Consider the following 25323-nt stretch of genomic DNA (forward strand, 5'->3'; position numbering starts at 1 on the left):
ATTCTGCGGCAATTAAAGCATACTACGCCGTCAAATTGCAGTAAAAAGTGGTCTTAGTAGTTGCCCGCACCCCCGTTTCGTCGAGTAATGCAGGCAGGTCTACCAGAATAATGGCCCCCACGCCCAGCGCGGCAGCCCAAAGTGTTCAGGGTAAGTAACATCAACCAGATACAAGCCATTTGGCTTTGCCGTGGCTGCGGCCAGGGTCCGGTTTCGTCCTTCCAGCAATTGCGCCAGCCAGTCAACGGGCTGCTCGCCTTGCCCTATCATTATCAACGAACCGACGATATTACGCACCATATGGTGCAAAAACGCATTCGCCTTTACTTCCACCAGAATATAATCGCCGCGCTGTTGAACATCGATTTCCTGCAGGTTGCGATACGGCGTATTGGACTGGCAATGAGCCGCCCGGAACGCGCTAAAATCGTGTTCACCAAGCAATACCGGGGCCGCTTGCTGCATCCGTCGGACATCGAGCTGGTGATAAATATGAGTCACGCCAGCAGCAAGGATCCCCGGCCGTGTCGGACTGTTGTAAATGACATAGCGATAACGGCGGGCGGTCGCGCTAAAACGCGCATCGAAATCGTCACTAACCGGATGCATCCAGCGTACCGCGATGTCTTTTGGCAGGTTACTATTCACCCCTAACGTCCAGGCCGGTTCGGCCCTGTCCACATCGACGTCAAAATGAACCACCTGCCCCGTGGCATGGACACCTGCGTCAGTGCGTCCGGCGCAGATAACGCCCACCGGATGGGCAGCAATTTTGCTTAGCGCTTTCTCCAGACAGCCTTGCACGGTTGGCATGCCTTGCTGGCGTTGCCAACCGTAATACTGCTGGCCACTGTACTCGACCCCTAATGCAATGCGCATAGTGATAACGCCCTCATTAAACTACGATTTCGATTGGGCGCACATTATACGCATTTTGCTCCGCGGTTTAACTATCGATACGGGCTAACAACTCTTTCGCTTCATCCAGCAGCTCATCAGACGCCTGAGCAATCACAGCTTCAACGGTCTGTCGGGCTTCTTCTGTTTCTTCCATTTCCAGATACGCACGAGCTAAATCAAGCTGAGCCGCTAAGTTGTCTTCTTCATCAGCGTGGCGCGAAGACTCTGACTGCTGGTCATCATCTTCCGCACTCTCGTCGCCACCCGTGCTATCCGCATCGTCCATGATGTCATCAATTTCGAGGAATTCATCATCGCTCTGCTCTTCGTCGTCATCAAAATCGAGTGACTCTTCAGCGTCCAGTTGTTCTGATTCTTTGACATCGGCAGGTTGCTCGTCGGCCGTTGCCTGGTCATCTTCTTCGTTATCAGTTTCGGTCGCGGTCGCGGCCTCCGCATCGTCCTGCTGTGACTGTTGAACCATTGCATCGGACTTAGCCAACAGCGATTCGATATCCTCTTCATCGATTTCATCATCCAGATCATCGTCTTCCAGATCTTCCATCATTTTATCGAAATCGAATTCATCGTCATCGCTTTCGTTATCCAGATCCAGAGGCTCGTCATCGTCGTCACCGGCAGCAAATAATTCACCCGGTGCCGGCTCTTCTTCGTCCGTCAACTCATCGTCCGCCTGCTCATCCGGGGCGCTCGCCTCAGTTTCTTTCGCTGGCTCGTCTGTCGCGGTGGCAACTGGCTGTGCTTCGTCGCCGTCGGCCTCATCGAGGTCGCCTGCATTCTCTGTATCGTCGCTTACTTCGTCGAGAGCACTCTCATCAGCGGCGTCCTCGTCAAGACCTTCTACGTCCAGCGAGTCGTCTTCGAGATCAAGACCTTCAGAATCGCTGTCGTCCTCTTCGGTGGCTGTAAACGGGTCATCGCTAACTAAATCATCCGCGTCATCCTCGTCATCACCACCGGCAAACAGGTCATCGAGGTCTGACTGACTCAGCTCGCTGTCACCTTCATCCAGGTCATCACCTGCATCGGTCTTGTTGCTATCGTCTTCAGTGGTGGCCGGCTTGTCGTCCTCAGCATCGTCCTGTGGATAATCTTCTTCCAGCGTATCAAACTCACTCAGATCAAGATCATCCATATCATCATCGAGCTGAATGCTGTCGTCATCGTCTTCATCCGGCACCAGCATTTCGTCTTCCAGTGCCGACAGGTCATCCCCGTCATCATCATCCATGTCATCAAATTCAGCCATCGCCTCGTCCAGCTCGAAGTCATCTTCATCCTCGTCGCTGGTGGCCATCATACTGGCGGCAGTCGCGTTGTCGGTGGTGGCTTTGCTACCGCTCGCAGACGCGGCTACTGGCGCAATCGCCGGGCCGCGTCGACGCAATACCATTGAAGCAATAATAATCAGCAATAAAGCAGGCACAAATGCCAGAAGGCCCAGAGCTAACGGATTAGTCATGATGCGGTTGGCGAGATCTTCTTCCTCCGCCACTTCTTCCATCGCCTGCTGTTGCATCCGCAGTTCCTGCTGATCTTCCATCAGCGCCTGCAGTTGTTGCTGGAACTCATTTTCATCAACCATATTGGTTTGAATCTGATCCAAGGCAACGGCTATCGCATCAATGCGCTCGCGCAGTTCTTCGTTGGCAGCGTAAACAGATTCAGTATTGTCAATTGACTGAGCTAACCGCTGGCGAAGGTCACTGAATTCTTCTGCATAGTTGTCCCGAATTTCTTCTAATGCCTGTTGCGCATCAGTGCGGGTTTGCGCTAGCAGACTATTACGTTGCGCTGCCGTAATATCGGCTTCACGGCGGTTGTTCTGCACCTGCCGGTTACTCTGTTGTAATTGGTCACCGAGCTCAATCTGGCGCCGGGCCGCCTCGGGGTTAACCATCTGGATTTCCTGCAAACTAGGCAGTCGCAGGAAAAATCCGGTTTCCATGGCGTTCGGATTATTATTAATAAAGGCATGCGGGTTCGCCTGCACAATGGCCGCCATCACCTGTTGCACGGTGACACTCGAATGCGGTCGGGCCTGGCTGGCAATACTCCATAAGGTATCTGCACTAGTGATAGGTCCATAACGTTCGTTGCCGTTGCGGACATCACTTTGTTCCGAGCCTGCTGGCCCTCGAATAACAACCGGGTCGCTTTGCTGCGCGGCAGCGGAAAAAGCGCTCAGGGTAGCTAGAATCATCGGCACGATGAGCAGCACGGATCCAGATTTCATAAGTATTCCCTATGTGTTTTATTTTTATCTAAGGGCCCAATTTCGGACGAAGGCAGTGGGCCGTTCCAGAACACACTACGCACCTCATACTATAAACCAGGCACGTACCTGATTCTATAACGGCAGCAGGACAAAAAACTATATGCTGATTTGACTCAGCAGACGCATTTTTTAATGTGCCTCACTCCCCCTACCAGTAGTCACGTAGTAAACACTCACCGATTTGCACACTGTTGGTTGCTGCGCCTTTACGGATATTGTCACCAACCACCCACAGGTTAATTCCATTCGGATGCGAGATATCATTGCGTACGCGGCCGACAAAGACCTCATCGTGTCCGGCCGAGTCGCCGACCTGGGTTGGAAACTGCTCGCGCTCATCCATTAACTTAACGCCTGCAGCGTTACGGAGTAAATCTTTCACCTGCTGCGCGTCAATTGGCTGCCGTGTTTCCAGATGGATCGCTTCGGCGTGACCGAAAAATACCGGCACTCTGACTGCTGTCGCGTTAACCCGAATATCAGTATCGGCAAAAATTTTCTGCGTTTCCCACACCATTTTCATTTCTTCTTTGGTGTAATCATTGTCTAGAAACACATCAATTTGCGGAATGCAGTTAAACGCGATCTGCCGGCTGAAGGCTTCAATGGTCGGTTGTTTACCATTCAGTAACTCAGCAGTCTGGGTTGCCAGTTCAGTCATTGCTGACGCTCCCGCACCAGATACAGACTGGTATGTCGACACGTTAATACGGTCAATACCGACTGCCTCATGAATAGGCTTTAACGCTACCAGCATCTGAATCGTTGAACAGTTCGGGTTAGCAATGATATTGCGGTTACGAAAATCCGCCAGTGCGCTGGCGTTGACCTCTGGCACCACCAGCGGGATGTCCGGCTCATAGCGAAAATGTGAAGTATTATCGATCACCACACATCCAGCCTCTGCAGCGATCGGCGCATACTGCGCACTGACACTGCCACCGGCAGAGAAAAAGGCCATATCGACCTCACTCCAGTCAAAGCCCTCAACGTCCTCAACGGTCAGGCTTTCACCACGAAACTCAACTTCCTGCCCTGCCGAACGGGCACTGGCCAATGGAACCAGTTTGTTAACCGGAAATTTACGCTCTTCCAGACATTCCATCATTTGTTTACCAACCAGGCCAGTTGCACCTAATACTGCTACATTCACCGACAAAGACATCGTGATTCCTCAATTCAAAATAAAAAACCTAACTCCTGCAAACGCTGCTTTGTTGCCTCGTTTACACCGTCACCGCACTGCAGGCGATGACTTTTCAATTCATAACGTACCGCATAATCGCGCCGCAACTGGTCGAAACCTTGCGCATTATGACCATAACGCCGCATCAGGCTGTCATCCTGCCATATCGGATAGTTGCTTAAAAGCCACTGGGTTAAGGTCGTTTGCTCTGGCATTTGCTGACAGTGCCAGTTTACCATGGGTGGCGTCGGCATCAGCGCCGTCCACTCAGGTTGATGTCCACCCCAGCCAAACTGTTCGGCGCAGGCATCATACAACATCCGGGTTCCGTTCACCTTGCCGTTTAGACTGTGTCCGGCAATATGCGGCGTAGCGATATCAACCAGCGCCAGCAATCCGCTGTCGATGGTGGGCTCTCCTTCCCATACATCGAGGACCAGCCTTACCCTGTCCGACGCAGACTCCTGCAATTGTTGACGCAAGGCGGTGTTATCGATCACGGCGCCACGCGAGGCATTGATCAGAATCTGCGGAGCAGACAAGCGGGCAAGTTCTGCTGCACCGAACATATGATAGGTTGGGTCGTTGGTGCCCTTCTCCATCGGCACATGCAGGCTGATAACATCTGCCTGCAATACCTGCGCGAAACTGGCACTGACAAAGCTGGCCTCACGCCTGGCTCTGGGCGGATCGTAATACACCACATTTAACCCCAGCGCCTGCAATCGGCGTCCGGTCGCGCTGCCCGTGTTACCTGCACCGACAATGGCAGCGGTGAGCCCAGTCAGCGCCAGCGCATATTTTTGCGCCACGGCCAGCAACGCGGTCAGAACATACTCAGCCACCGATTCGGCATTCGCACCCGGGCTACTGGCAAAGGCAATATCGCGGGCCTGCAAGGCATCGGTATCAATATGTTCAGTGCCAATAGTCGCGGTGCCGACGAATTTAAGCGCCGCCGCTTTATCGAGAAGGCTGTCATCCACCCGGGTGATCGAGCGAACCAGCAGCACCTCGGCGTCCTGCAATTCGTCGTCCGCAGGTTCACGCCCGCTAAACGTGACCACCTCACCATGCGCAGAAAACACCTGCGGGGCGTAAGGAATATTGTCCGCGATTAGAAATTTCATAATGACCGTTCGATACTCCCCGTCAGTAGCGCCGCACCTGAGTTCATAAAAAAAGGCAGCCATGGCTGCCCTTTTACTATATAAAAAATCGTCTTAATTAGCTGTTAAATTCCCGCGCTCACGCTTAGCTGGTAAATTTGCGAAATACCAGACTTGCGTTAGTGCCGCCAAAACCGAAGCTATTTGACATAACCAGGTTCAGGTCGGCCGCTTTGCTCTCGCGCACAATGTCCATGCCAGCCGCTTCATCGTCCAGATCATCAATATTAATTGACGGGGCAACAAAGCCATCGCGCATCATTAACAACGAGAAAATCGCTTCATGCACACCAGCCGCACCTAACGAATGCCCGGTCATTGCTTTGGTTGCACTCAGCATGGGTGTCTTGTCACCGAAAACCTGGCGAATCGCTTCCAGCTCTTTAACGTCACCGACCGGCGTACTGGTACCATGGGTATTTACGTAATCAACTGGCGCATCTAAATCCTGCATTGCCATTTTCATACAACGTACAGCGCCTTCACCTGACGGAGCGACCATGTCGTAGCCATCAGAGGTAGCACCGTAACCCACGATCTCAGCGTAGATTTTTGCCCCACGCGCCAGCGCAGTTTCAAGCTCTTCAACCACCAGAATGCCGCCACCGCCCGCAGGAACAAATCCATCACGGCTTTTATCGTAGGTTCGCGATGCTTTTTCAGGGGTGTCATTGTATTTAGTGCTCAACGCACCCATCGCGTCGAACTCCATACCCAGCGTCCAGTGCAACTCTTCACCACCACCGGCGAAAACACGATCCTGTTTACCTAACTGAATAAGCTCCAGCGCGTGGCCAATGCAGTGAGCACTGGTCGCACAGGCTGAACTAATCGAGTAGTTAACACCTTTAATTTTTTTCGGTGTCGCCAGACAAGCTGAGGTCGATGACGCCATGCAACGTGGCACCATGTATGGGCCAACACGCTTAACGCCTTTTTCGCGAAGAATATCCGCGGCTCCAACCTGGTGCTCGCCGGAGGCGCCACCTGAACCAACCACTAAACCGGTTCGTTCATTGGAAATCTCTTCATCGCTTAAGCCAGCATCGGCTAATGCCTGCTCCAGCGCAATGTATGCATAAGCTGCGGCATCACCCATAAACCGCTTAGCTTTGCGGTCAATAAGTTCGTTCACATCCAGTTTCACGTCGCCCCAAACCTGACAACGTAAGCCCATTTCAGCAAAGCTTTCCGAGCGGGTAATGCCCGAGCGGCCTGTTCTCAATGATTCAAGAACTTCTTCCTGGTTGTTACCAATGCTTGATACCACACCAAGGCCAGTAATAACTGCACGTCTCATTCTATTGTCCTATCTTACAATTTGTCGGTATCATAGCGCGTTCAGTAGCAAACGAAAATGGTCGCGTTGAGTGGTCAGCTTAGCTGAGCTTTCCGACGCTGTCTCCTGCGTTGCTATAACGCTGACATTTACTGGATTTTCGCCTAACCGCTGGGGCTATATTTTGAGTCATTCTATTCAGCCTGCCGCCATCCATTTCAACCAATCAGGCATGCCAATATCCGATCTCTTTGATGATATTTATTTTTCCAATCAGGATGGCCTGGCCGAAAGTCATTACGTTTTCCTGCAGGGCAACCGGCTACCTCAACGTTTTCGCAATCTGCCCGCCGGCACACCGTTCGTGGTCGCCGAAACTGGCTTTGGCAGCGGTCTCAATATGCTGTTGACCGCCTTTGAATTTTTACGCCATGCGCCAGCCGACGCTCATTTGCATTTAGTCAGCTTCGAACGTTACCCCATGACCAGCGCCAGCATCCGCCAGGCATTGCAACATTGGCCGCAATTGCAAGCGCTGGTGGAGCAACTCGTTAGCTGTTACCCGCCGCTGGTCAGAGGCTGTCACCGGCTGAATTTACATCCGCGTATTACTCTGGATTTGCATTTCGGTGAAATACTGGACGCTCTGCCAGCCTGGCAGGTTGCGAATCCGAAGGTGGTCAACGCCTGGTATCTGGACGGGTTTGCGCCCAGTAAAAACCCACAAATGTGGCAGCCTGACTTGTATCAGGCAATGGCTGCAGCTGCAGCGGACACCTGTACACTAGCCACTTTCACGTCCGTCGGCAAAGTCCGCCGGGGCTTGCAGGATGCGGGCTTTGCGATGCGCAAACAGAAAGGGTTCGGCCATAAACGGGAAATGCTGGTTGGCAGTCGGGTGCAACCACAGTCACCCAAGCTGCGAGCACTGCAAAAAAAATCAGTGCCACAAACCATCGCCGTTATCGGTGGTGGCATCGCCGCAGCGAGTGTGGCTCAGGAGCTTAAGGCATACCGCCAACGGTATAGTAGCGGCGACAAGAACAGTCTTAAAATTATTCTGCTGTGCCAGGACTCGACCCTGGCTGCGGGCGCATCCGGCAATGCCCAGGGTGCGGTCTATCCGTTACTGCAGGCGGATTTTACCCCAACTACTGAGTTCTACACCCAGGCATTTGTTTACGCACGCCAATTCTATCAACAGCATGCACCATCGTTATGCCACTGGAGCGGCGTACTGCAGCTCGCCTTCAATGAGAAAATGGCAACCCGCCAGCACCATAGTATGCAGCGTAGCTATTATCCCGCCGACTTCGCTACGTTAGTGGATGCCACTCAGGCGTCGGCTATCAGCGGCATACAGTGCAGCAGCGGTGGGCTCTGGCTGCCCTCGGCTGGTTGGCTCAACCCTGCGCGCCTGGTCGAACAACTTATTTCTGAAGCCGTCGACGAATTGCACCTGAATACCCGGGTAGAGCAGGTTGAAAAACAGCAGGCTGGATTTTCCATCGAGACCAGTCAAGGCACTATGCACGCTGAGCAGGTGATCTGGGCGAGCGGAGCTAACCTTCAGCAATTAAACCACAATCAACTTGATATCAGGCCCGCCGCCGGACAGGTTACTCAGATCAAGGCAACGGTCGCGACGGCCGCGCTAAAAGCCGTGATTTGCCACAAAGGCTACCTGACCCCGGCGGATTCAGGTCAGCACTGCCTCGGCGCTACCTTCACCAAATTAGCCAGCGGCGAAACAGACTATCAAGTCCACGCGGATCACGATGCGGCAAACATTGCACTAAGCGAACGTTATTTACCCTTAGCGATAACCGAGAGCGACTGTGTTGCAGCGCGAGCCAGTGTTCGCGCGACCACCGCCGATCACCTGCCGCTGGTCGGCCAGCTGCCGCACGCACCACCCGGGGTCTGGGTACTAGGCGGATTAGGCTCGCGCGGCTTTACCAGCGCGCCCTGGTGCGCGCGTCATTTGGTTGACCGTATCTTTGGCCTGCCGGGCGCCACGACCCACCGCGTTCAACGTGCCATTGACAGTAGCCGCTTACTAAATCGGGCTCAGGCAAGTCCCGCGCGAGCGCGCAGCTTGAGATAGAGGTTTTCGACGTGAATCTGATCCGCTGGTGTCAGCTCATGACTGGCATCAGCAATAGCTTTCTCCAGCGCAGGCCATAACGAGTCGCCTTGTTGTTCACCCTGCAAGCTCAACTGCGCCGCCACCAAATCGAAGTGACCTCGCAAATAGCCGCTGGCAAACAATTCATCGTCGCTGCCGTCTATCACCACATCGTCAAAAACGGGTTCAATTTGCTCTAAAAGTTCATCCAGGTTTCGTGCATTAGATTCTGCTAAGGGTTGGCTCATGGCTACTGCGTTCCTATGTTAAGCATTGCGCGGGCAGCTTTCGGGCTGCATCGAACGTGGCGCCAGTATACGCAGTCGAAAACAGGCTGTCATCCATCGCCTCTGCAGCGGAAAGTTTGTTAAACTACGCCGAGTAACCCAAGCCTATCAACCCAAGCCCTGTCAGTACCGAGGTCAGCATGAGTTTTAAAATCGGATTGTTTTACGGGTCAACGACCTGCTACACCGAAATCGCAGCGGAAAAAATCCGCGATTTCATTGGCGATGACATCGTCAATCTGCATAACATCAAGGACGAACCGCTGGCCCTGACCGCTGAGTACGATATTCTTATTTTCGGTATCTCAACCTGGGACTTTGGCGAGCTTCAGGAAGACTGGGAAAATCAGTGGAGTGACGTCGGCGAACTGGATCTGAGCGGCAAAACCATTGCTTTGTTTGGTATGGGCGACCAGAACGGCTACGCCGAGTGGTTTCAGGACGCCCTAGGCATGCTGCACGAGCATATTGCTGCGCCCGACATTACCCGGATTGGCTTCTGGCCGAACCAGGGCTATGACTTTATCGCCTCCAAGGCACTGAATACCGATCAGTCGCATTTTGTGGGCCTCGCTCTGGATGAAGACTGCCAGTATGAATTAAGCGACCAGCGCATTGCCGACTGGTCCACCCAGATACTGAATGAAATTGCGGACAGTATCTAACTGGTAGTTTACTGGCTGGTGAGTGGCAACGCCTGGCGGATCCGCTCTATCAGTTTATCTGCTTCATCGTTGCTATAAGATTTCGCCGGGTACTTACCCCATACCGGATCAGGCCACGCCGGGTCCTCAGTGTAACGCACGATATGGTGGATATGCAGCTGTGCAACCACGTTGCCCAGCGCCGCTACATTCAGCTTATCGCCCTGAAAGACATCCATCAATGCGCGACCCAGGGTTCTCGATTCAAGTTGCAGTTGCCCATAATCGGCTTCGCTGAGTTGATACAACTCACGAATATCAGCGCGCCGCGGTACCAGGATGCACCACGGGTAGTGCGCATCATTCATCAGCAATACGGTAGACAACGGCAATTCTGCGACCACCCGACAATCACGCTGCAAACGCGGATCCAAGGTAAAGGAATCGGTCATAACTGCGTCCTTGTAAAAACTAAACATAAGGGCTTAAAAGAAATAGTAAGCAATGCCCAAACCTTGCTGCCGTTCACCGGAGCTAAGCAGGTTGAAGTTGAGCGATACGGAGAGTCGTTGCAACACTCTGTACTCTGCTTTTATTCCGAGCATGGCGTTGTGCTCGACCGTTCGCGATGAACTTAGCGTCGGCTCAACGAAGTGCGGGCTGCGGATCCCACGTTGCATATAGCCAACCGTCGTTACCCAGGAGAAATACTCACTGACCCAGAAACGTTTGCCAGCACCAACTGACCATCCGTACGTTCGTCCCCGACGGGTTTCGTACTCGGTCGCTCCGTCGTCGTCGGTACCCGTTTCACGCAGATAACGTAACTGGCCACCACGACTGAGCGTAGCTTCCACTAACCACTGGTTGTGCCATTGCCAGCGCAGTGCCAGGCCAACTTCATTAAACTTATCGTCAGCAAGCCAGTCGCCTTCGGCGGCAATATCAGTGTATCGCGACTGCAGCCCCTGGACTTCAAGGGCCAGCCCGGCCGCCGGCTGATCCGCCTCTGCTGTGCCGGACCACCAGGCCCAGCACAGCAAACAGCAAACAAAGGTCGAATGGACCGCTTTCACCGACAGCAGACTCCTAGTGGCGCTGACGCTGGTCGTCATCACGGAATAAATTACCGAAATAGCTGTCATCAAGCCAGTACGGGCGCTCCGACGTATTGGCGATTTCCTCGCCGATCGCGTAGTTAATCTGCGCGAATAGCGCGCCAAAGTCGTAACGGATTTCTCCGTAGGCTTCAGTCAGGCTTGGAATATCATCCATTGGTCTGTGGTATTGCTCAGCGAAAAACTGGCCCCACACAGCACCACCGTCTTCCTCTTCATCCTGCGAAGTAAAACCAGTCATCAGGAAGACCGCTGGAATACCGCGCTTGACCAGCATGTAGTGGTCAGAGCGGGTAAAGATCGCCTGCTCAGGCATTGGGTCAGGACTGGAATCAATCCCATACCGGCCAGCCGCACGTTCAACCACATCACCCAGACTTGAGTGAGCAGAGCCGAACGCGACAACATCCGCAAACGGGTACAGCAACACTGGCATATCCAGGTTAACGTTGGCTACCATCTGCGACGCTGGTACCGGCGGATTCTCAGCAAAGTAGTCGGCGCCTAAAAGCCCTTTCTCTTCGGCCGTCAGGGCGACAAACATCACCGAGCGGCGCGGACCCTCACCCCGTTCTTTGGCCTCCGCAAACATGCGTGCGGTTTCAAGCATAATGGCGACGCCAGAGGCGTTATCCAGCAGGCCGTTAAAGACTTTATTATCGGTACTCATATCGCGGGCCAGACCGAGGTGGTCAGAATGCGCGGTGTACACCACATACTCATCTTTCAGCTCCGGATCTGAGCCTTCCAGCACAGCAATCACATTCGGACTTTGCAATTCTTCATGCGTTGACTGCCGGGCTAAGGTCGCCTGCCCTGGCAGCGCGAAGCCCTGCGGGCTTTCTTTCTGCTCAAGTGTAGCAAGGACGTCCTCCCAGCTTTGTGCAGCTCCTTCGAATAATACATCAGCCGCTTCGTAATGCAGATACGCACTGCCTTCAATACTGGTATGACCCTGTACTTCCCCTGCCTCATTTAACCAACGGACACTTGGCGCGTTCAGATACATCAGCGATGTTTCATAAGGCCGCACTGCTTCACGCTCCGGCGTATGCAAGGTAACAATCCCCACCGCCCCACGGTCTGCCGCCAGTTCCGTTTTCAGGCGGCTCAAATGCGCTGCTTCTTCACTCGGTAAATGCTCCGGGCGGCCATTTAACATCACCACAATTTTTCCATCCACGTCCAGCCCTGCGTAGTCATCAATCGCAAAGGTGTCAGACACCAGACCATAGCCGACAAATACCATCTCGGCCGTTATGCTCTGTTCAGTGGCAGCAGCGCTTGGCCCGGTAAAGAACGCTTTCGGATACTCCAACTCGATCTCATTACCCTCTTTATGCACCACAAAACTGGCACTGTTAGCGACCAGACGGGTCTGCCGCGCCGGCATCCACTGGTAGTAGTCATCCTCGCCATAAGCGGCTAAGCCAAGCGCCTCAAAATGAGCTGCAATATACGCCGAAGCAATATCGTGGCCGCGACTGCCGGTATCTCGTCCTTCCAATAGATCGTCGGCCAGAAACTTCATATGCGCACGCACTGCATCTTCGCGCGCTTGTGGTTCTGCCGAATTCGTATAGCCACCGCTATACCCGGCACAGGCAGTCAGTGAGGCAGCTAACAGACCTGCTGCAATAAACTTCGCTCGAAACATAACTAGAGAGTCCCTAATAGCTAAAAAAACTGAATGCACCCAGTGTACCGTCTTTAACAAAAGACCACCATGATCGGTTGCACTGCCTCCCATTTAAATGTAATGTTATATTATCACACGGAAAATCCGCTATGAAATCAGTTTATAAAAGCCCCAGATAGAGAGTGAAGCGATGAAGTTGTTAAAAAAGCACCCAGTCCATGTTTTAGTTAGCGCCTTGTTAATCAGTCCCGCCGCGTTGGCTCAGGACGAGGCGTCTGATAGTCATGAAGCTCTAGAGCGCATTGTGATCACAGCAAATCCGCTCGACCGCACAGCGATTGAATCGACCCAGCCCGTATACGTACTCGCCGGCGACGCGTTACGCGAAGTCCAGGCACCGACGTTGGGCGAAACACTGCGCAACTTGCCCGGTGTTCAAAGCACCTATTACAGCCCTACTGCCAGTAGTCCGGTGATCCGTGGGCTGGACGGCCCCCGTGTGCGCATTCTGCAGAACGGCCTGGATGTCGGCGATGTCTCTCGTGGCGGACCCGACCATGCGGTCTCTACAGAAACCAGTACCGCTGAACAAATCGAAGTGTTGCGTGGCCCGGCTACCTTACTCTATGGAAGTGGAGCAAGCGGCGGTGTGGTCAACGTGGTTGATAACCGCATTCCACGGCAGCAACTACAAGGCACCGAAGGGCAAGTTTCGGCTGGTGTAGGCAGCGCGGCAAATGAACGCTCTGCCAGTGCCTCGCTACGTCAGGGTAATGGTCCTTTCGTTATGCACATTGATGGTTTCAAGCGGGACTCAGACGACTATCGAGTGCCAGGCTTTACTAACCCGGATGGCGAAACAGGCGAGCTGATTGAAAACAGTTTCACCGATGACATGGGGGCAACCCTGGGTGCCAGCTTTATTGGCAACCGCGGTTTTATCGGCGCCAGCTACGGACGCATCGAACGTGACTATGGCATTCCGGGACATAGCCACGACGAGGGCGAAGAACATGATCACGACCATGCTGATGAGCATGCGGACGAACATGGCGACGACCATGACAGTGTTATTGCCAGCATGACCCAGGACCGGGTTCAGATCCTCGGCCAATTGGATAACCCATGGCGTGGTATCGACCGGATTAATGCAAATGTGGGTTATACCGAGTTAACCCACGAAGAACTTGCTGGCGAGTACGTAGAATCAGCATTCAGTAAAGAGCAGACAGAGGCACGTATCACTGCCCGTTATGCTGAAATCGCGGGCTGGGGTGGAGCCTTTGGCGTTCAGTTAAAGCAGGAAGACTACGATGCGTACGGAGTAGAAGCCTTTACTCCGGCCTCCTCCACCGATCTTGCCGGTATTTTCTGGCTCACAGAGCGTCGCTTTGGCGACCTAACTTACGAACTTGGTGCTCGGGTCGAGTACGTGGAGCTGAGCACGGACGCGGTTGAGAAGCTGGACTACACCCCAGTGAGTGGGTCTGCAGGGGTTAATTACCGGGTCAATGAAATGCTCAGCCTTACCGCCAACCTTGCATACAGCGAGCGCGCTCCTCAGGCTGGAGAACTATTTTCCAACGGCGCACATTTTGCTACCCGCACCTATGATGTGGGTGGCATTTATGAAATCCATGAGGAACATGCTGAGGGCGAAGAAGGGGCGGACGACCACGATCATGGGCATGAGGCTCATCACCTGGCTTACGCAGACAACGCGCTGGATAAAGAGCGCTCAGCCAACCTTGATCTTGGCATGCACTATGATGGCATCAAGTGGCACTTCGATGCGAATCTGTTCTACAACCGCATTAATGACTTCATTTATACCCGCAACACCGGTATTTTAAGCGCCGATCTTGAGGGTGACTTTGCGGGCGACCATGACCACGGCGAAGACCATGACCACGAACACGATACCTCGGCTCTGGCGGTCTATCAGTACACTCAGGAGAACGCTGAACTCTTTGGTTACGAACTATCAGCACATTACCTGTTAGATGAAAACTGGAAGTTCGGGGCATTTTCAGACTACACCCGTGCCCGCCTTCGCGACGGTGGTAACGTACCCCGTATCCCTGCTCAGCGAGTTGGTGCAGATATAACCTTCGCCCAACCAAGCTGGGACGCGAAGTTAGCGTACACCTACTACCTGAAGCAAAGTGATACGGCCGCCAATGAAGAGGAAACAGAAGGTTTTGGCGTGCTTAGCGCGTATCTGAATTTTTATCCGCAGCTGTCAGGAACCCGCGATATCGCCTTTTACGTTAAAGCGGAAAACCTGACCAATCGTTTAGGCTATGTACATAATTCGTTCATTCGTGATTATGCTCCGCTGCCCGGCACCAATATAGGTGCGGGCGTGCGCGTTCGCTTCTGATTACCACGCTCAGTCAAGGCCGGCTACCATAGCCGGCCTTTTTGTTTACATTCAACTGGTTAAAACCACGAAATTTTAAAAAAAACCCGCTCCTATATCCGTTATACTAAATTCGTATTCAGCTTAAACAGGAGTGTTTTCATGCGTTTTCTATCTCGTCGACTGGTCATGCCGAACGATCTTAACTTCGCAGGTTCTTTATTCGGGGGGCGCATTCTGGAATGGATCGATGAAGAAGCCTATATCTTTGCCAGTTGTCAGCTCGATGCAAAAAGCCTGGTTACTAAGCATATTGGCGCAATTAGCTTTGAAGCCTCAGCCTTTCAGGGCGACGTAGTCGAGTTTGGCCTGGCAATAAAAAGTGTCGGCCGCAGTTCACTGACCGTGACCTGCCTGGTCCGCAACAAAATCACCAAACAGAACATTTGCGTGGCTGATGATATTGTATTCGTCCATATTGACAGTGAAAGCCGCACACCAACGGCGCATGGACGAACCAAGCAGGAACTCGAATCGATCAAGTTCGATATCTGAACCCGGCTGACTGCACAACTAAAGGGCTCCATGCGAAAGCAGCAGGAGCCCTGGAGGCTTAATCTATGAAAAAGCTATTGATAGTATTACTTCCGCTGCTACTGGTTGCCTGTGGCAACCCAAAAGTGACCCGTACTAATTACAATTTGCTTGATGTGGGCATGCACTATAGCGAAGTGAAACACATGTTGGGCGAGCCCGACTGGTGTGACGATTTTGACCGCCCCAACGAATGCCGCTGGGGAAGTGAAGACAAGTATATTGAAGTGAATTTTGCCGCACGCCGGGTGGTCAACACCAGCAGTGCGGGCTTATAACGGTCTTAGGTCAGCGTACCTTACTTAGGGGCATTAGTGCCGGGCGAGAAAATGTCCGGCCAATGCCAGGACCGGTGTTGAAGTCGGCTTACCATGTTGCCAGTCGCCAGTATCAACGCCACTACCGGCGATATCCAGATGAATATAAGGTAGTGGTTGCTGACTATTTTTGCCGTGCTTATCAAGACCCGCACTAATCGTCAGGAACGCCATAGGGAACTGATGACCCCGTTTGGTCATCGCGGACGGTCCATTATTGGACGACAGCACGTCATCGGCTTTGGTCCGCCCCTGCACGAAATCGAAGTCTTCGCGCCGACTCGGTGATAGTTCAGCCGGGTCACCCCAGAGTTCACTTGCTTGCAGTAAACCACTGATCACCCCATTGCTTTGCGCCTGAGTATTAGGCACCAGCGCAGTATAAGGCCCTTTGCTCAGTGCGGCATGGCCGGTCAGCGTAGCGACTGTGTAAAGGCTAGGATTCACTGCCTGCAACGCTTCTTCGCGTAAATGCGACAAACAGTCCGCCATCACCAGGCGCCCTTCTGCGTCCGTATTACCGATACGTACCCGCACCCCGGCGTGGCTGGTAATAATTTCATCGGAGACGAACGCATCTGAACCAATGCTGTTTCGCGCGGCACCAATTTCCGCCACCACTTTCAGATTATTTGGCTTAAGTTCAGCCACCGCTTTGACAAAACCGGCAACCCCTGCAGCTCCACCTTTATCGCGGCTCATCCCGGCCATATGACCGCCGGTTTTCAGATCAGCACCACCGGTATCATAGGTAATGGCTTTACCCACCATAAACAGGCTATCCGTGATCTCGCCCGAGCCCGTATATTCAAGACGGATCACACAGGGACGCTGGCGAGGTGTACTAAAGGATGCTCGACCGACTGCGGCCAATAATGGATATTCATGTTCCAGCTGCATCCGATCATCGATCACCGTGACTTTGACATCGGTGCCGAGGAACATGTTTTTACAGTATTCAGCAAAACGGATCGGTGCCATCCGCTCCGGCTCAGTCCCGCACAAGTCCCGCCCGGCGCGACGCCCTTCTTCAACCGCCAACAAATACCCGACATCGAGCTGCCCGCTAACGAAGGTCACTTTTTCAATGGTTTCAATAGCTTCATCACCGAAATGCTCGCGTGCTTCTAACGGCTCATACAGCTCCTGGCATAAGCCGAAGAAACTCACTGCTTCCGCGTTATTGAATTCCGACGTAGCTGGCACATCGACCACCCAAACCGCAGGTTTAGTGGCGCCCGCTTGTTGCGCAATCCGAATACCTTCTCTCGCCGCATCATAGAAACGACGGACATCGTCATAGTCGCGATCAAGTGGTCCGGTCGGCGCTACGATCAGGCGCTCGCCTGGTACATGGTCCGAAATCAATAGCTGAGCCGACTGACCGACCCGTTTATCATGTGCCTGAGCGGCTGCAATCGCCTCTGCCAGCGGCGCTGACAGGCTCGAAAATGTGCTTCCAATAATAATCAACGCATCGGCATCACCCTCTTGCAGCGACGCGATATCACTAATTTGTTGTAGTAATGGTGTAGCCATTCGGCTTCTCCCTAGTCCTGATGTTGTTTCTACTAATTTTTACTGACGGCGCCAGGTTGTGCCACCTGCACCGTCTTCTAAAACAATACCCATAGCGCTTAATTTATCGCGGGCATCGTCTGCCAGCGCCCAGTCTTTCGCTGCACGCGCATCGTTACGCTGGGTAATCAAGGCTTCAATAGCAGCCACGTCGTCCTGTCCCTGTTGAAAGAACTGCTCTGGATCCTGCTGTAAGATACCCAGTACCTGACCATATTCCTGCATCAGTGTGACAAGTTGCGCCGCCTGCGCTGGGTCGCTTTCACCTACACGGTTTACTTCGCGTGCCAGGTCAAACACCACCGACATTGCTTCCGGCACGTTAAAATCGTCATCTAAGGCGTCTTTAAAACGGCGGTCAAATGGCTTCCGGACCGCCTCGCCCGCCGCAGCCGGCGACACTCCGCGCATCGCAGTATATAAACGTTCCAGCGAGGCGCGAGCCTGTTGCAGATGGTCTTCTGAATAATTTAACTGGCTGCGGTAATGGCCAGACAAAAGGAAAAATCGAACCGTTTCAGCGTCATATTGCGCCAGCACTTCGCGGATAGTAAAAAAGTTGCCCAACGACTTTGACATCTTCTCTTCATTAACCTGAACCATGCCGCTGTGCATCCAGTAATTCACATAGGGTGTGTCATGGGCGCAGCACGACTGGGCCACTTCGTTCTCGTGGTGCGGGAACATTAAATCTGAGCCGCCGCCGTGAATATCGAAGTGTTTACCTAAATGCTTGCCGTTCATTGCCGAGCACTCGATATGCCAGCCCGGACGACCCTGCCCCCAGGGGGATGGCCAGCTCGGTTCATCCGGTTTGGCATGTTTCCACAGCACAAAATCGAGCGGGCTTTGCTTATCCTGATCGCCACTGACTCGCGTGCCCACCTGCAGCTGATCGAGGTTTTGTCGACTCAGTTGACCATAATTTGCAAAGCTGGAGACATCGAACAAAACGTCGCCATCGTTAGCCACGTAGGCGTGCTTTTTGGTCACCAGGGTCTCAATCAGCTCGATGATTTCGTCCATGTGCGTGGTCACCCGCGGCTCTATATCAGGCGGCGTTAAATTAAGAGCTGCGAAGTCTTCATGCATATAACCAATAAAACGTTCAGTCAGGGCCTGAAAGTCTTCACCATTTTCATTCGCGCGCTGGATAATTTTGTCATCCAGATCCGTCACATTGCGTACAAATGTTACCTTGTAACCCAGGTAGCGCAGGTAACGCACCACCACATCGAAGGCCACGTAGGTTCTTGCGTGGCCAATGTGGCAATAGTCGTACGTGGTAACCCCACACACATACAGCTTAACCTCACCTTCCTTAAGCGGCTTAAAGGTTTCCTTTTGGCGGGTCAGTGAGTTAAAAAGCTTGAGCATGTGATGCAACTCCATTTTAAAGCGCAAAATAAGTGATATAGTCAAAATTGTCGCAAAGCATAGCATTTTCAAGCGTTACGAGGAATATGAATGACCGTAAAAGCAATGCCTACCCCCGAGTTTCTGAAGCTCGCCGAGACCGCCTCTGACGAAGACATCGACCGCGCCCAGCGTCTCGCTCATGAATGGCTGTTAGTTGAAGACGCTCTCGATCAGGCCGATATTCGCCACACCATTCCAATTTTTGGCAGTGCCCGGATCCCCGCGCCTGACACTATCAGCGACTACGATCTAAAAGAACGTCGCTGCCAGAACCTCAGTCACTACTACGCAGAAGCCCGGGAAGTCGCTCGCCGTCTCGGTCAGCTCATCGAGCAACGTCAGCTGACTCACACCAAACTGGTCACAGGGGGTGGCCCGGGAGTGATGGAAGCGGCCAATCGGGGCGCGCATGATGTCGGACATCAGAGTATTGGACTCAACATTGTGCTCCCCCGCGAACAACATGTGAATCCGTTCATTGCAGCCAAGCATTCGTTCGAATTCCAATACTTTGCCATGCGCAAAATGCACTTTCTTAAGCGTGCCAAGGCAATTATTGTCTTCCCAGGTGGCTTCGGCACCATGGACGAGCTGTTTGAAACCCTGACCCTGATTCAGACCAAAAAAATGCCACGCGTGCCCATTTTGCTGTACGGCAAGGATTTCTGGCAAAAGGTGATGAACCTCGACGTTATGGCTGAGCATGGTCTCATTGACCCGGCCGATATTGAGCTCTACCACCCAGTCGACAGCGTCGAGGAGTGCTGGCAGTTGGTCGCACCTATTATCGAAACGTTGGCCCAGACCCACGAGTAGCTTTTGCCAGCACGCAGCTTGAGTTAAACTGGCAGACTGTTTATTCCCAGGCATGTGTCAGTAACATGTACCAGTAACTAATAGAGAGAGAACATTATGCAGGTCACCCTAACCACTAACCATGGCGAGATTAAAATCCGGCTGTTCGATGAAAAAGCGCCAAACACCGTAGCGAACTTTCTTCAGTATGTTGAAAGTGGCTTCTATGACAACACCATTTTCCACCGGGTAATTGATGGGTTCATGGTGCAGGGCGGCGGGTTCGAACCGGGTATGGAACAAAAAGAGCCTCAGGACCCGATTAAGAATGAAGCCAATAATGGTCTCTCTAACAAACGCGGCACCCTGGCCATGGCTCGCACCAATGATCCGCATTCTGCAACCGCGCAGTTTTTTATCAACGTTAAAGACAACGACTTCCTCGACTTTCAGGCCGAAAACATGCACGGCTGGGGCTATTGCGTATTTGCAGAAGTCATCGAAGGTATGGATGTGGTTGACGCTATCAAAGGGGTTAAAACTGGCAGCGCAGGTTTCCATCAAGACGTGCCTGTTGAAGACGTGGTACTTGAGAGCGCTCGTAAAGACGCATGAGTACGCTGTTTATCTCGGACTTGCATTTAAGTGCGGAACGCCCGGATATTACCGGGCTTTTCATTCACTTTTTGCAACACGAAGCGCGTCAGGCGGATGCACTCTATATTCTTGGTGACTTATTTGATGCCTGGATAGGTGACGATGACCTGACGCCGTTTCATTGCCGGGTCATTAATGCGTTACGTGCGCTGACAGACAGCGACGTTGCCGTTTATTTTATTGCTGGCAATCGCGACTTCCTGATTGGCCGCCGTTTTGCTCGCATGACTGGGGTTACCCTGCTCCCTGAATCCGCGGTGATCGACCTGTACGGCAGCGCAACGCTGATCATGCATGGGGACACCCTATGTACACTGGACACCGGGTATCTGCGTTTTCGAAAAGTAATCCGCAACCGGGTCTTGCTGACCTTGTTAACTCGTCTGCCATTGGCCTGGCGTCGTGCGCTCGCTGCGAAGTTGCGTTCGGGCAGCGCCAGTCAGCAGCCGCTGAGCGACGAGCAATTACGCCGTATGGATGCCACCGAAGAAGCGGTACAGGCGGCGCTAGGTACATCTGCTGCCACGCGCCTTATTCATGGTCATACCCATCGCCCAGATATTCACCAACATCAGCTGCCTGACGGCCAGCAGGCGACCCGTATCGTGCTTGGCGACTGGTATGAACAGGGCAGTATTTTAGCCGTGCACCCTGACAACACTTTTGAGCTGCGTAACGAGCCTCTAAGCTAACTACCCGGCCACCGCTTTGGCCGGCTTACCACTGTGAAAACGAAATTCATTGTCCTCAGTTTTGATCAGGTCAGCCTCAACCTCTCCAAAATACTGAATGCGGTCGTCCACAGCCCGTTGCGGTGTGCCAGCCTGATCCGCAATCATCCGTGCTAACTGCAGGTAGTCCTGATAATGACGCGCTTCTGAGCGCAGCAGCGAGGTGTAAAATCGCGCCAGTTCATCATCCAGCATCGGCGCCAGTGCCGCAAACCGCTCACAGGAACGTGCTTCGATATAAGCACCGACAATTAACTTATCAATAAATGCAGCAGGTTCATGGGTCCGAATATGGGTACGCAGACCTGCCGCGTAGCGTGCCGCGCTGATCGGCTCGAGCTCAATAGTACGCCGCTGCATGATCTCCAGCACCTGCTCAAAATGGTGCAACTCCTCTTTGATAAGTAATACCATTTTACCAATCAATTCGTTCACCACAGGGTCATCACCACGCACCTGAGACTCCGAACGTGACACCCCAGTGCCTCCCTGGAAGCGACCATCGCCTTCTCCACGGTAGAGGAAATCTTCATACGGCTTGAGCCAGATCAAAACATGCTTCGCTAGTAAACTGTCCGGTGCGTAACGACGAATTAAGAACGCTGCGCTTTGCGCCGCCTTCAGTTCGCAGTGCAGGTGGTCAAGTAGCAACGCCTGCTGGTTCTCTGGCTGCGCTGCCATACGCAGCCATGCAGAGGGCGTTGTGCAATGCAGGAACTGAGTAACGGGTTGGATCAGTGTGCGAATCTTCTCGTCCATCTATCTTCTCTAATTCAGTTGGTAACAGAACAGCCAGTAACAGCTTTATAACAAAAAAATTATGAAGTCTATTGGTTCAGAATTTTTAGGTCTTGATAACTTGCGGCAATCCGGCACTATAGGTGCATAAGTGAATCTATTCTCTTAATAACTATCTATAATACATAGAGCTACACTACTTGAGGTAGCCATCGTTGTAAGCAAGACTGCTTTAGGGGGTCGTATGATACTAAATCACATCTGGGGACTCTATGCTCATCCGGTGGATGAGTGGAAAACCATTGATCAACGACATGAAAGCCTGCGCTTTTCATTGTCGCACATTTTACTTGTCGCTTTAATTCCTTGTGCGTTCGCCTATTACTCTGCGGCCCATGCCGGGTTCAGTATTGGCGCTCGTGAATCCATCGTGTTAACGGAACAAAGCGCATTAACCTTAGCTATTACCATGTATGTCGGTATTGTGCTCGGAGTGCTTGCGCTGTCCTACCTGATTCATTCGATGGCGAAAATATTTGGCGCAGCTCCCACTTTTACCCAGTCTCTGGAACTTGCAGCCTATACTGCCACACCTGTTTTAATGTCTGGTATCGCTGCTATCTATCCTGAATTGTGGTTCGTTTCCATGGCATTTTTGGCTGGCATTGCCTATTCAGTTTACCTGCTCTACGCAGGTGTTCCGATTCTCATGCATATTCCCGAAGAACGCGGCTTTATGTACTCAAGCTCGGTGGTAACAGCCGGACTGGTGTTAATGGTAATCCTGATGGTGCTCACCGCGATGGCGTGGACCAATGGCTTTGCACCAACCTTCCTCTAAAAAGTAAGCGTCAGCATTCAGTGTAAAGGGGCCCTTCGGCCCCTTTTTTATGCTCTCTTGTCGCATTCAACCCCTCGAACTACTTTGGCCCGGGCCGCAACTCTGCTAGTCTAACAACCTTTCTATATCAGCATTAGAATAATCAGGATCAATTATGGCATCGAAGAAGTTAAGCCTGACTCATAAAATCGTCATTGGTATGGTGTCGGGCATTTTGCTTGGCGTCGTGCTGCAACTGACTATTGCAGATCACCCCTGGGTTGACGCATTTCTGGTCAATGGTTTGTTCACCGTGGTTGGGGAGATTTTTATCAGCAGTTTGATGATGCTGGTGGTCCCCCTGGTATTCGTCTCGCTTGTATTGGGCACCAGTGCACTGAGTGATCCGGCCAAGCTGGGCCGCCTTGGTGGTAAAGCCATTGCCCTGTACCTGTTCACCACAGCTGTCGCCATTTCTTTTGCTATTGGAGCCGCTTTGCTGGTGCAGCCGGGTGAAGGCATGGACCTTTCCACTGATGCCAGCTTCGATGCTGAGGAAGCCCCTTCTTTTGGCCAGGTACTCATCGACATGGTACCGCGTAACCCAATTGATGCTATGGCCGAAGGCAACATGCTTCAAATCATTGTCTTTGCCCTGCTCTTTGGTATCGCTCTGACTCTGGTGGGTAAGCCTGGTGAACGGCTGAAGAACGTATTTGAGGACTTCAACAGTGTCATTATGAAGCTGGTCATGATCCTCATGAGCGTCGCACCCTATGGTGTGTTTGCCCTGATGTCGCGACTCTTTGCCGATATGGGCTTCGCCACCATCGGCAGCCTGGCCAAATATTTTGTCCTGGTCCTTGTTGTCCTCATAGTGCATGCATTGGTGACCTATCCAACCATGCTCAAGCTCCTGACCGGATTAAACCCGATGATCTTCCTGCGCAAACTGCGCAATGCTCAGTTATTTGGTTTCTCCACCGCGAGTAGTAACGCAACCATTCCTATCACCTTAGAAACGGCTACCCGTAAACTCGGGGTGAGCAATTCAGTGTCCTCGTTCACGGTGCCGCTGGGTGCGACCATTAACATGGACGGCACTGCGATTATGCAGGGCGTTGCAACAGTCTTTATCGCCCAGGTCTATGGTATCGATCTAACCATGGTTGACTACCTGACCGTCATTGCTACTGCGACCCTGGCCTCGGTAGGCACAGCCGGTGTTCCTGGTGTCGGCTTAATTATGCTGGCGATGGTCTTGCAGCAGGTTGGCTTGCCGGTCGAAGGTATCGCGCTAATCATCGGGGTCGACCGTTTATTAGACATGACCCGCACCGCAGTCAATATTACCGGCGACTGCATGGTCACCACTATTATCGGTAAGAGCGAAGGTCAGCTTGACGAACAGGTTTACAATAACCCGGATGCCGACATTAGTAACGAAACCAGTGCCACCGCCAGCATCAACGATACCCCATCAAAAGGTAGCAGCGGCGACCGTTAAGGCAACAGGTGTGATAGCGATAAAAAAGGGGCCATTCAGGCCCCTTTTTTTGCTCGTATTTGCACTAACTCAACTCGTTTAGCGGTGCCAGAAACTCGCTCGTTGCAGCCATTTCAAGAGGACACCTTCAAGGGCTCCTGCTGCACTGTGAGTCAAGCGGTGAGCGACGTTTTGCTTAGGCTTATAGCTGACTTTAATAACATCCGCATTTTTAGCCGCATCCAGCAACAGGTCATCGCTGGTTGAAATCTTATCGACTAATTTCAAATCCAGGGCTTGCGAGCCGTACCAGATTTCCCCGGTAGCAACCCGGTCAATATCGACTTCAGGGCGACGCTCGGCCACGTGCCGTTTAAACAATTCATGGACATCGTCAATGTCTTCCTGAAATTTGCGGCGTCCTTCGTCGGTGTTTTCACCAAATAATGTCAACGTGCGCTTGTACTCGCCGGCGGTGATTTGCTCAAAATCGACTTTATTGTCTTTTAACAGACGATGAAAATTAGGGATCTGCGCCAACACCCCAATCGAACCAACCACAGCAAACGGGGCCGCGACAATATGATTGGCCACACAAGCCATCATATAGCCGCCACTCGCCGCTACTTTATCCACGGTAACCGTTAACGACAGGCCATGATCACGCAAGCGTTGCAGTTGTGAAGCGGCCAGACCGTAACCGTGAACCACACCACCACCACTTTCGACACGCACCATCACCTCGTCCTTGTCACTAGCGACCGCTAGCACTGCGCTGACTTCACGGCGCAGTGATTCGACTTCTTTGGCATCCATAGAGCCTTTGAAATCGATCAGGAAGACTTTATTGGCCGCATCGATTTCGTGGGCGTCTTCTTTCTTAGCCTCTTTCTCAGCGCGTTTACGGGCCTTCTTTGAGAGTAAACTGTGTTTAATCTGCCGCGTGGTTTTTCGCAGCTCTTTCGACAGATTTTCAACCCGCAGTTCACCTTTGTTTTCTTTCTGCTTTGATGCAGCAGAGACGACAATGCTGACAATAAGGAAAACAGCCACCACGACTATCAATGCCTTACCGACAAATAAACCCAATTCTATTAAAAAATCCACAAAAACCTCATGTAAACAGCTGGTTGAATGCTAAGTGTAGCCTAGTTGCTGCCCAGGCTTAAACACACTC

At 52.5% G+C, this 25323-nt stretch carries 23 protein-coding genes; 10 read left to right on the top strand and 13 right to left on the bottom strand.

Annotated features, from left to right (window positions below):
• Positions 1 to 99 precede the first annotated feature (99 nt).
• From truA to fabB, 5 genes are all read right to left on the bottom strand, one after another.
• Entirely contained in the window at positions 100 to 879 is a 780-nt protein-coding gene (gene truA, locus CWE12_RS04410; RefSeq protein ID WP_126788427.1) for a tRNA pseudouridine(38-40) synthase TruA, read from the bottom strand.
• 67 nt (positions 880 to 946) lie between these two features.
• Positions 947 to 3157 (bottom strand): FimV/HubP family polar landmark protein, encoded by a 2211-nt coding sequence (locus CWE12_RS04415; RefSeq protein ID WP_126788428.1) that lies wholly within the window; start codon positions 3155 to 3157, stop codon positions 947 to 949.
• A gap of 190 nt (positions 3158 to 3347) precedes the next feature.
• Positions 3348 to 4364: an aspartate-semialdehyde dehydrogenase gene (locus CWE12_RS04420; protein WP_126788429.1), complete on the bottom strand. Its 1017-nt coding sequence runs from the start codon at positions 4362 to 4364 to the stop codon at positions 3348 to 3350.
• A gap of 14 nt (positions 4365 to 4378) precedes the next feature.
• Positions 4379 to 5515, bottom strand: coding sequence for a 4-phosphoerythronate dehydrogenase (locus CWE12_RS04425; protein ID WP_198675681.1), 1137 nt, complete (start codon positions 5513 to 5515; stop codon positions 4379 to 4381).
• A 124-nt stretch (positions 5516 to 5639) separates the two neighbouring features.
• Entirely contained in the window at positions 5640 to 6854 is a 1215-nt protein-coding gene (gene fabB, locus CWE12_RS04430; RefSeq protein ID WP_126788431.1) for a beta-ketoacyl-ACP synthase I, read from the bottom strand.
• A 163-nt stretch (positions 6855 to 7017) separates the two neighbouring features.
• On the opposite strand from fabB, the gene mnmC reads away from it, so the two are divergent.
• Positions 7018 to 8940 (top strand): bifunctional tRNA (5-methylaminomethyl-2-thiouridine)(34)-methyltransferase MnmC2/FAD-dependent 5-carboxymethylaminomethyl-2-thiouridine(34) oxidoreductase MnmC1, encoded by a 1923-nt coding sequence (mnmC, locus tag CWE12_RS04435; RefSeq protein ID WP_126788432.1) that lies wholly within the window; start codon positions 7018 to 7020, stop codon positions 8938 to 8940.
• Here mnmC and CWE12_RS04440 read toward each other — a convergent pair.
• Positions 8904 to 9209 (bottom strand): YfcL family protein, encoded by a 306-nt coding sequence (locus CWE12_RS04440; RefSeq protein WP_126788433.1) that lies wholly within the window; start codon positions 9207 to 9209, stop codon positions 8904 to 8906. The genes mnmC and CWE12_RS04440 overlap by 37 nt on opposite strands.
• A 179-nt stretch (positions 9210 to 9388) precedes the next feature.
• On the opposite strand from CWE12_RS04440, the gene fldB reads away from it, so the two are divergent.
• Entirely contained in the window at positions 9389 to 9913 is a 525-nt protein-coding gene (fldB, locus tag CWE12_RS04445; protein WP_126788434.1) for a flavodoxin FldB, read from the top strand.
• Positions 9914 to 9921: 8 nt separating this feature from the next.
• Here the strand turns inward: fldB and CWE12_RS04450 are convergent, their stop codons facing one another.
• From CWE12_RS04450 to CWE12_RS04460, 3 genes are read right to left on the bottom strand one after another with little or no spacing between them, the layout of a single operon-like run.
• Positions 9922 to 10344, bottom strand: coding sequence for an HIT domain-containing protein (locus tag CWE12_RS04450; protein ID WP_126788435.1), 423 nt, complete (start codon positions 10342 to 10344; stop codon positions 9922 to 9924).
• Between the two features lie 33 nt (positions 10345 to 10377).
• A complete protein-coding gene (locus CWE12_RS04455) occupies positions 10378 to 10968 on the bottom strand; it encodes a hypothetical protein (protein WP_126788436.1) in 591 nt (196 codons plus the stop codon).
• Between the two features lie 13 nt (positions 10969 to 10981).
• Entirely contained in the window at positions 10982 to 12667 is a 1686-nt protein-coding gene (locus CWE12_RS04460; RefSeq protein ID WP_126788437.1) for a M28 family metallopeptidase, read from the bottom strand.
• Between the two features lie 172 nt (positions 12668 to 12839).
• On the opposite strand from CWE12_RS04460, the gene CWE12_RS04465 reads away from it, so the two are divergent.
• The 3 genes from CWE12_RS04465 (at position 12840) to CWE12_RS04475 (ending at position 15883) form a co-directional block, all read left to right on the top strand.
• Positions 12840 to 15032 (top strand): TonB-dependent receptor, encoded by a 2193-nt coding sequence (locus CWE12_RS04465; RefSeq protein ID WP_241984128.1) that lies wholly within the window; start codon positions 12840 to 12842, stop codon positions 15030 to 15032.
• Positions 15033 to 15173: 141 nt separating this feature from the next.
• Positions 15174 to 15566, top strand: coding sequence for an acyl-CoA thioesterase (locus tag CWE12_RS04470; RefSeq protein WP_126788438.1), 393 nt, complete (start codon positions 15174 to 15176; stop codon positions 15564 to 15566).
• A 65-nt stretch (positions 15567 to 15631) separates the two neighbouring features.
• Positions 15632 to 15883, top strand: a complete 252-nt coding sequence (locus tag CWE12_RS04475; protein ID WP_126788439.1) for a hypothetical protein — start codon at positions 15632 to 15634, stop codon at positions 15881 to 15883.
• Between the two features lie 33 nt (positions 15884 to 15916).
• Here the strand turns inward: CWE12_RS04475 and CWE12_RS04480 are convergent, their stop codons facing one another.
• On the bottom strand, positions 15917 to 17461 hold the full coding sequence (locus tag CWE12_RS04480) for a M17 family metallopeptidase (RefSeq protein WP_126788440.1): 1545 nt from the start codon (positions 17459 to 17461) through the stop codon (positions 15917 to 15919).
• Positions 17462 to 17500: 39 nt separating this feature from the next.
• Complete coding sequence (gene cysS / locus CWE12_RS04485) at positions 17501 to 18877, bottom strand: cysteine--tRNA ligase (RefSeq protein ID WP_126788441.1); 1377 nt, start codon at positions 18875 to 18877, stop codon at positions 17501 to 17503.
• 90 nt (positions 18878 to 18967) lie between these two features.
• Between cysS and CWE12_RS04490 the strand changes: the two genes are divergently transcribed.
• From CWE12_RS04490 to lpxH, 3 genes are all read left to right on the top strand, one after another.
• On the top strand, positions 18968 to 19735 hold the full coding sequence (locus tag CWE12_RS04490; RefSeq protein WP_126788442.1) for an LOG family protein: 768 nt from the start codon (positions 18968 to 18970) through the stop codon (positions 19733 to 19735).
• A 96-nt stretch (positions 19736 to 19831) separates the two neighbouring features.
• Positions 19832 to 20329, top strand: coding sequence for a peptidylprolyl isomerase (locus tag CWE12_RS04495; RefSeq protein ID WP_126788443.1), 498 nt, complete (start codon positions 19832 to 19834; stop codon positions 20327 to 20329).
• A complete protein-coding gene (gene lpxH, locus CWE12_RS04500) occupies positions 20326 to 21063 on the top strand; it encodes a UDP-2,3-diacylglucosamine diphosphatase (RefSeq protein WP_126788444.1) in 738 nt (245 codons plus the stop codon). The genes CWE12_RS04495 and lpxH overlap by 4 nt, the downstream gene beginning before the upstream one ends.
• Here the strand turns inward: lpxH and miaE are convergent, their stop codons facing one another.
• A complete protein-coding gene (miaE, locus tag CWE12_RS04505; RefSeq protein WP_126788445.1) occupies positions 21064 to 21861 on the bottom strand; it encodes a tRNA isopentenyl-2-thiomethyl-A-37 hydroxylase MiaE in 798 nt (265 codons plus the stop codon). It lies immediately after the preceding gene.
• A gap of 223 nt (positions 21862 to 22084) precedes the next feature.
• Here miaE and CWE12_RS04510 point away from each other — a divergent pair, with 223 nt between their 5' ends.
• The gene (locus CWE12_RS04510; protein WP_126788446.1) at positions 22085 to 22681 is read left to right on the top strand and encodes a Yip1 family protein; all 597 of its coding nucleotides are present in this window, start codon (positions 22085 to 22087) and stop codon (positions 22679 to 22681) included.
• Between the two features lie 154 nt (positions 22682 to 22835).
• A complete protein-coding gene (locus tag CWE12_RS04515; RefSeq protein WP_126788447.1) occupies positions 22836 to 24167 on the top strand; it encodes a dicarboxylate/amino acid:cation symporter in 1332 nt (443 codons plus the stop codon).
• A 78-nt stretch (positions 24168 to 24245) separates the two neighbouring features.
• Here the strand turns inward: CWE12_RS04515 and sohB are convergent, their stop codons facing one another.
• Complete coding sequence (gene sohB / locus CWE12_RS04520; RefSeq protein ID WP_126788448.1) at positions 24246 to 25253, bottom strand: protease SohB; 1008 nt, start codon at positions 25251 to 25253, stop codon at positions 24246 to 24248.
• Positions 25254 to 25323: the final 70 nt, after the last annotated feature.

Origin of the sequence: Aliidiomarina sedimenti (assembly GCF_003986955.1) — a bacterium.
In the GTDB taxonomy this organism is placed as follows: Bacteria; Pseudomonadota; Gammaproteobacteria; order Enterobacterales; family Alteromonadaceae; genus Aliidiomarina; species Aliidiomarina sedimenti.

Coding starts and splice junctions, on each gene's coding strand:
- CWE12_RS04475 (WP_126788439.1), top strand. CDS start 15,632: ATGAAAAAGCTATTGATAGTATTACTTCCGCTGCTACTGGTTGCCTGT.
- truA (WP_126788427.1), bottom strand. CDS start 879: ATGCGCATTGCATTAGGGGTCGAGTACAGTGGCCAGCAGTATTACGGT.
- CWE12_RS04465 (WP_241984128.1), top strand. CDS start 12,840: ATGAAGTTGTTAAAAAAGCACCCAGTCCATGTTTTAGTTAGCGCCTTG.
- CWE12_RS04420 (WP_126788429.1), bottom strand. CDS start 4,364: ATGTCTTTGTCGGTGAATGTAGCAGTATTAGGTGCAACTGGCCTGGTT.
- CWE12_RS04495 (WP_126788443.1), top strand. CDS start 19,832: ATGCAGGTCACCCTAACCACTAACCATGGCGAGATTAAAATCCGGCTG.
- CWE12_RS04440 (WP_126788433.1), bottom strand. CDS start 9,209: ATGAGCCAACCCTTAGCAGAATCTAATGCACGAAACCTGGATGAACTT.
- CWE12_RS04415 (WP_126788428.1), bottom strand. CDS start 3,157: ATGAAATCTGGATCCGTGCTGCTCATCGTGCCGATGATTCTAGCTACC.
- cysS (WP_126788441.1), bottom strand. CDS start 18,877: ATGCTCAAGCTTTTTAACTCACTGACCCGCCAAAAGGAAACCTTTAAG.
- CWE12_RS04425 (WP_198675681.1), bottom strand. CDS start 5,515: ATGAAATTTCTAATCGCGGACAATATTCCTTACGCCCCGCAGGTGTTT.
- CWE12_RS04450 (WP_126788435.1), bottom strand. CDS start 10,344: ATGACCGATTCCTTTACCTTGGATCCGCGTTTGCAGCGTGATTGTCGG.
- CWE12_RS04510 (WP_126788446.1), top strand. CDS start 22,085: ATGATACTAAATCACATCTGGGGACTCTATGCTCATCCGGTGGATGAG.
- CWE12_RS04480 (WP_126788440.1), bottom strand. CDS start 17,461: ATGGCTACACCATTACTACAACAAATTAGTGATATCGCGTCGCTGCAA.
- CWE12_RS04460 (WP_126788437.1), bottom strand. CDS start 12,667: ATGTTTCGAGCGAAGTTTATTGCAGCAGGTCTGTTAGCTGCCTCACTG.
- fabB (WP_126788431.1), bottom strand. CDS start 6,854: ATGAGACGTGCAGTTATTACTGGCCTTGGTGTGGTATCAAGCATTGGT.
- CWE12_RS04490 (WP_126788442.1), top strand. CDS start 18,968: ATGACCGTAAAAGCAATGCCTACCCCCGAGTTTCTGAAGCTCGCCGAG.
- CWE12_RS04470 (WP_126788438.1), top strand. CDS start 15,174: ATGCGTTTTCTATCTCGTCGACTGGTCATGCCGAACGATCTTAACTTC.
- lpxH (WP_126788444.1), top strand. CDS start 20,326: ATGAGTACGCTGTTTATCTCGGACTTGCATTTAAGTGCGGAACGCCCG.
- miaE (WP_126788445.1), bottom strand. CDS start 21,861: ATGGACGAGAAGATTCGCACACTGATCCAACCCGTTACTCAGTTCCTG.
- fldB (WP_126788434.1), top strand. CDS start 9,389: ATGAGTTTTAAAATCGGATTGTTTTACGGGTCAACGACCTGCTACACC.
- CWE12_RS04515 (WP_126788447.1), top strand. CDS start 22,836: ATGGCATCGAAGAAGTTAAGCCTGACTCATAAAATCGTCATTGGTATG.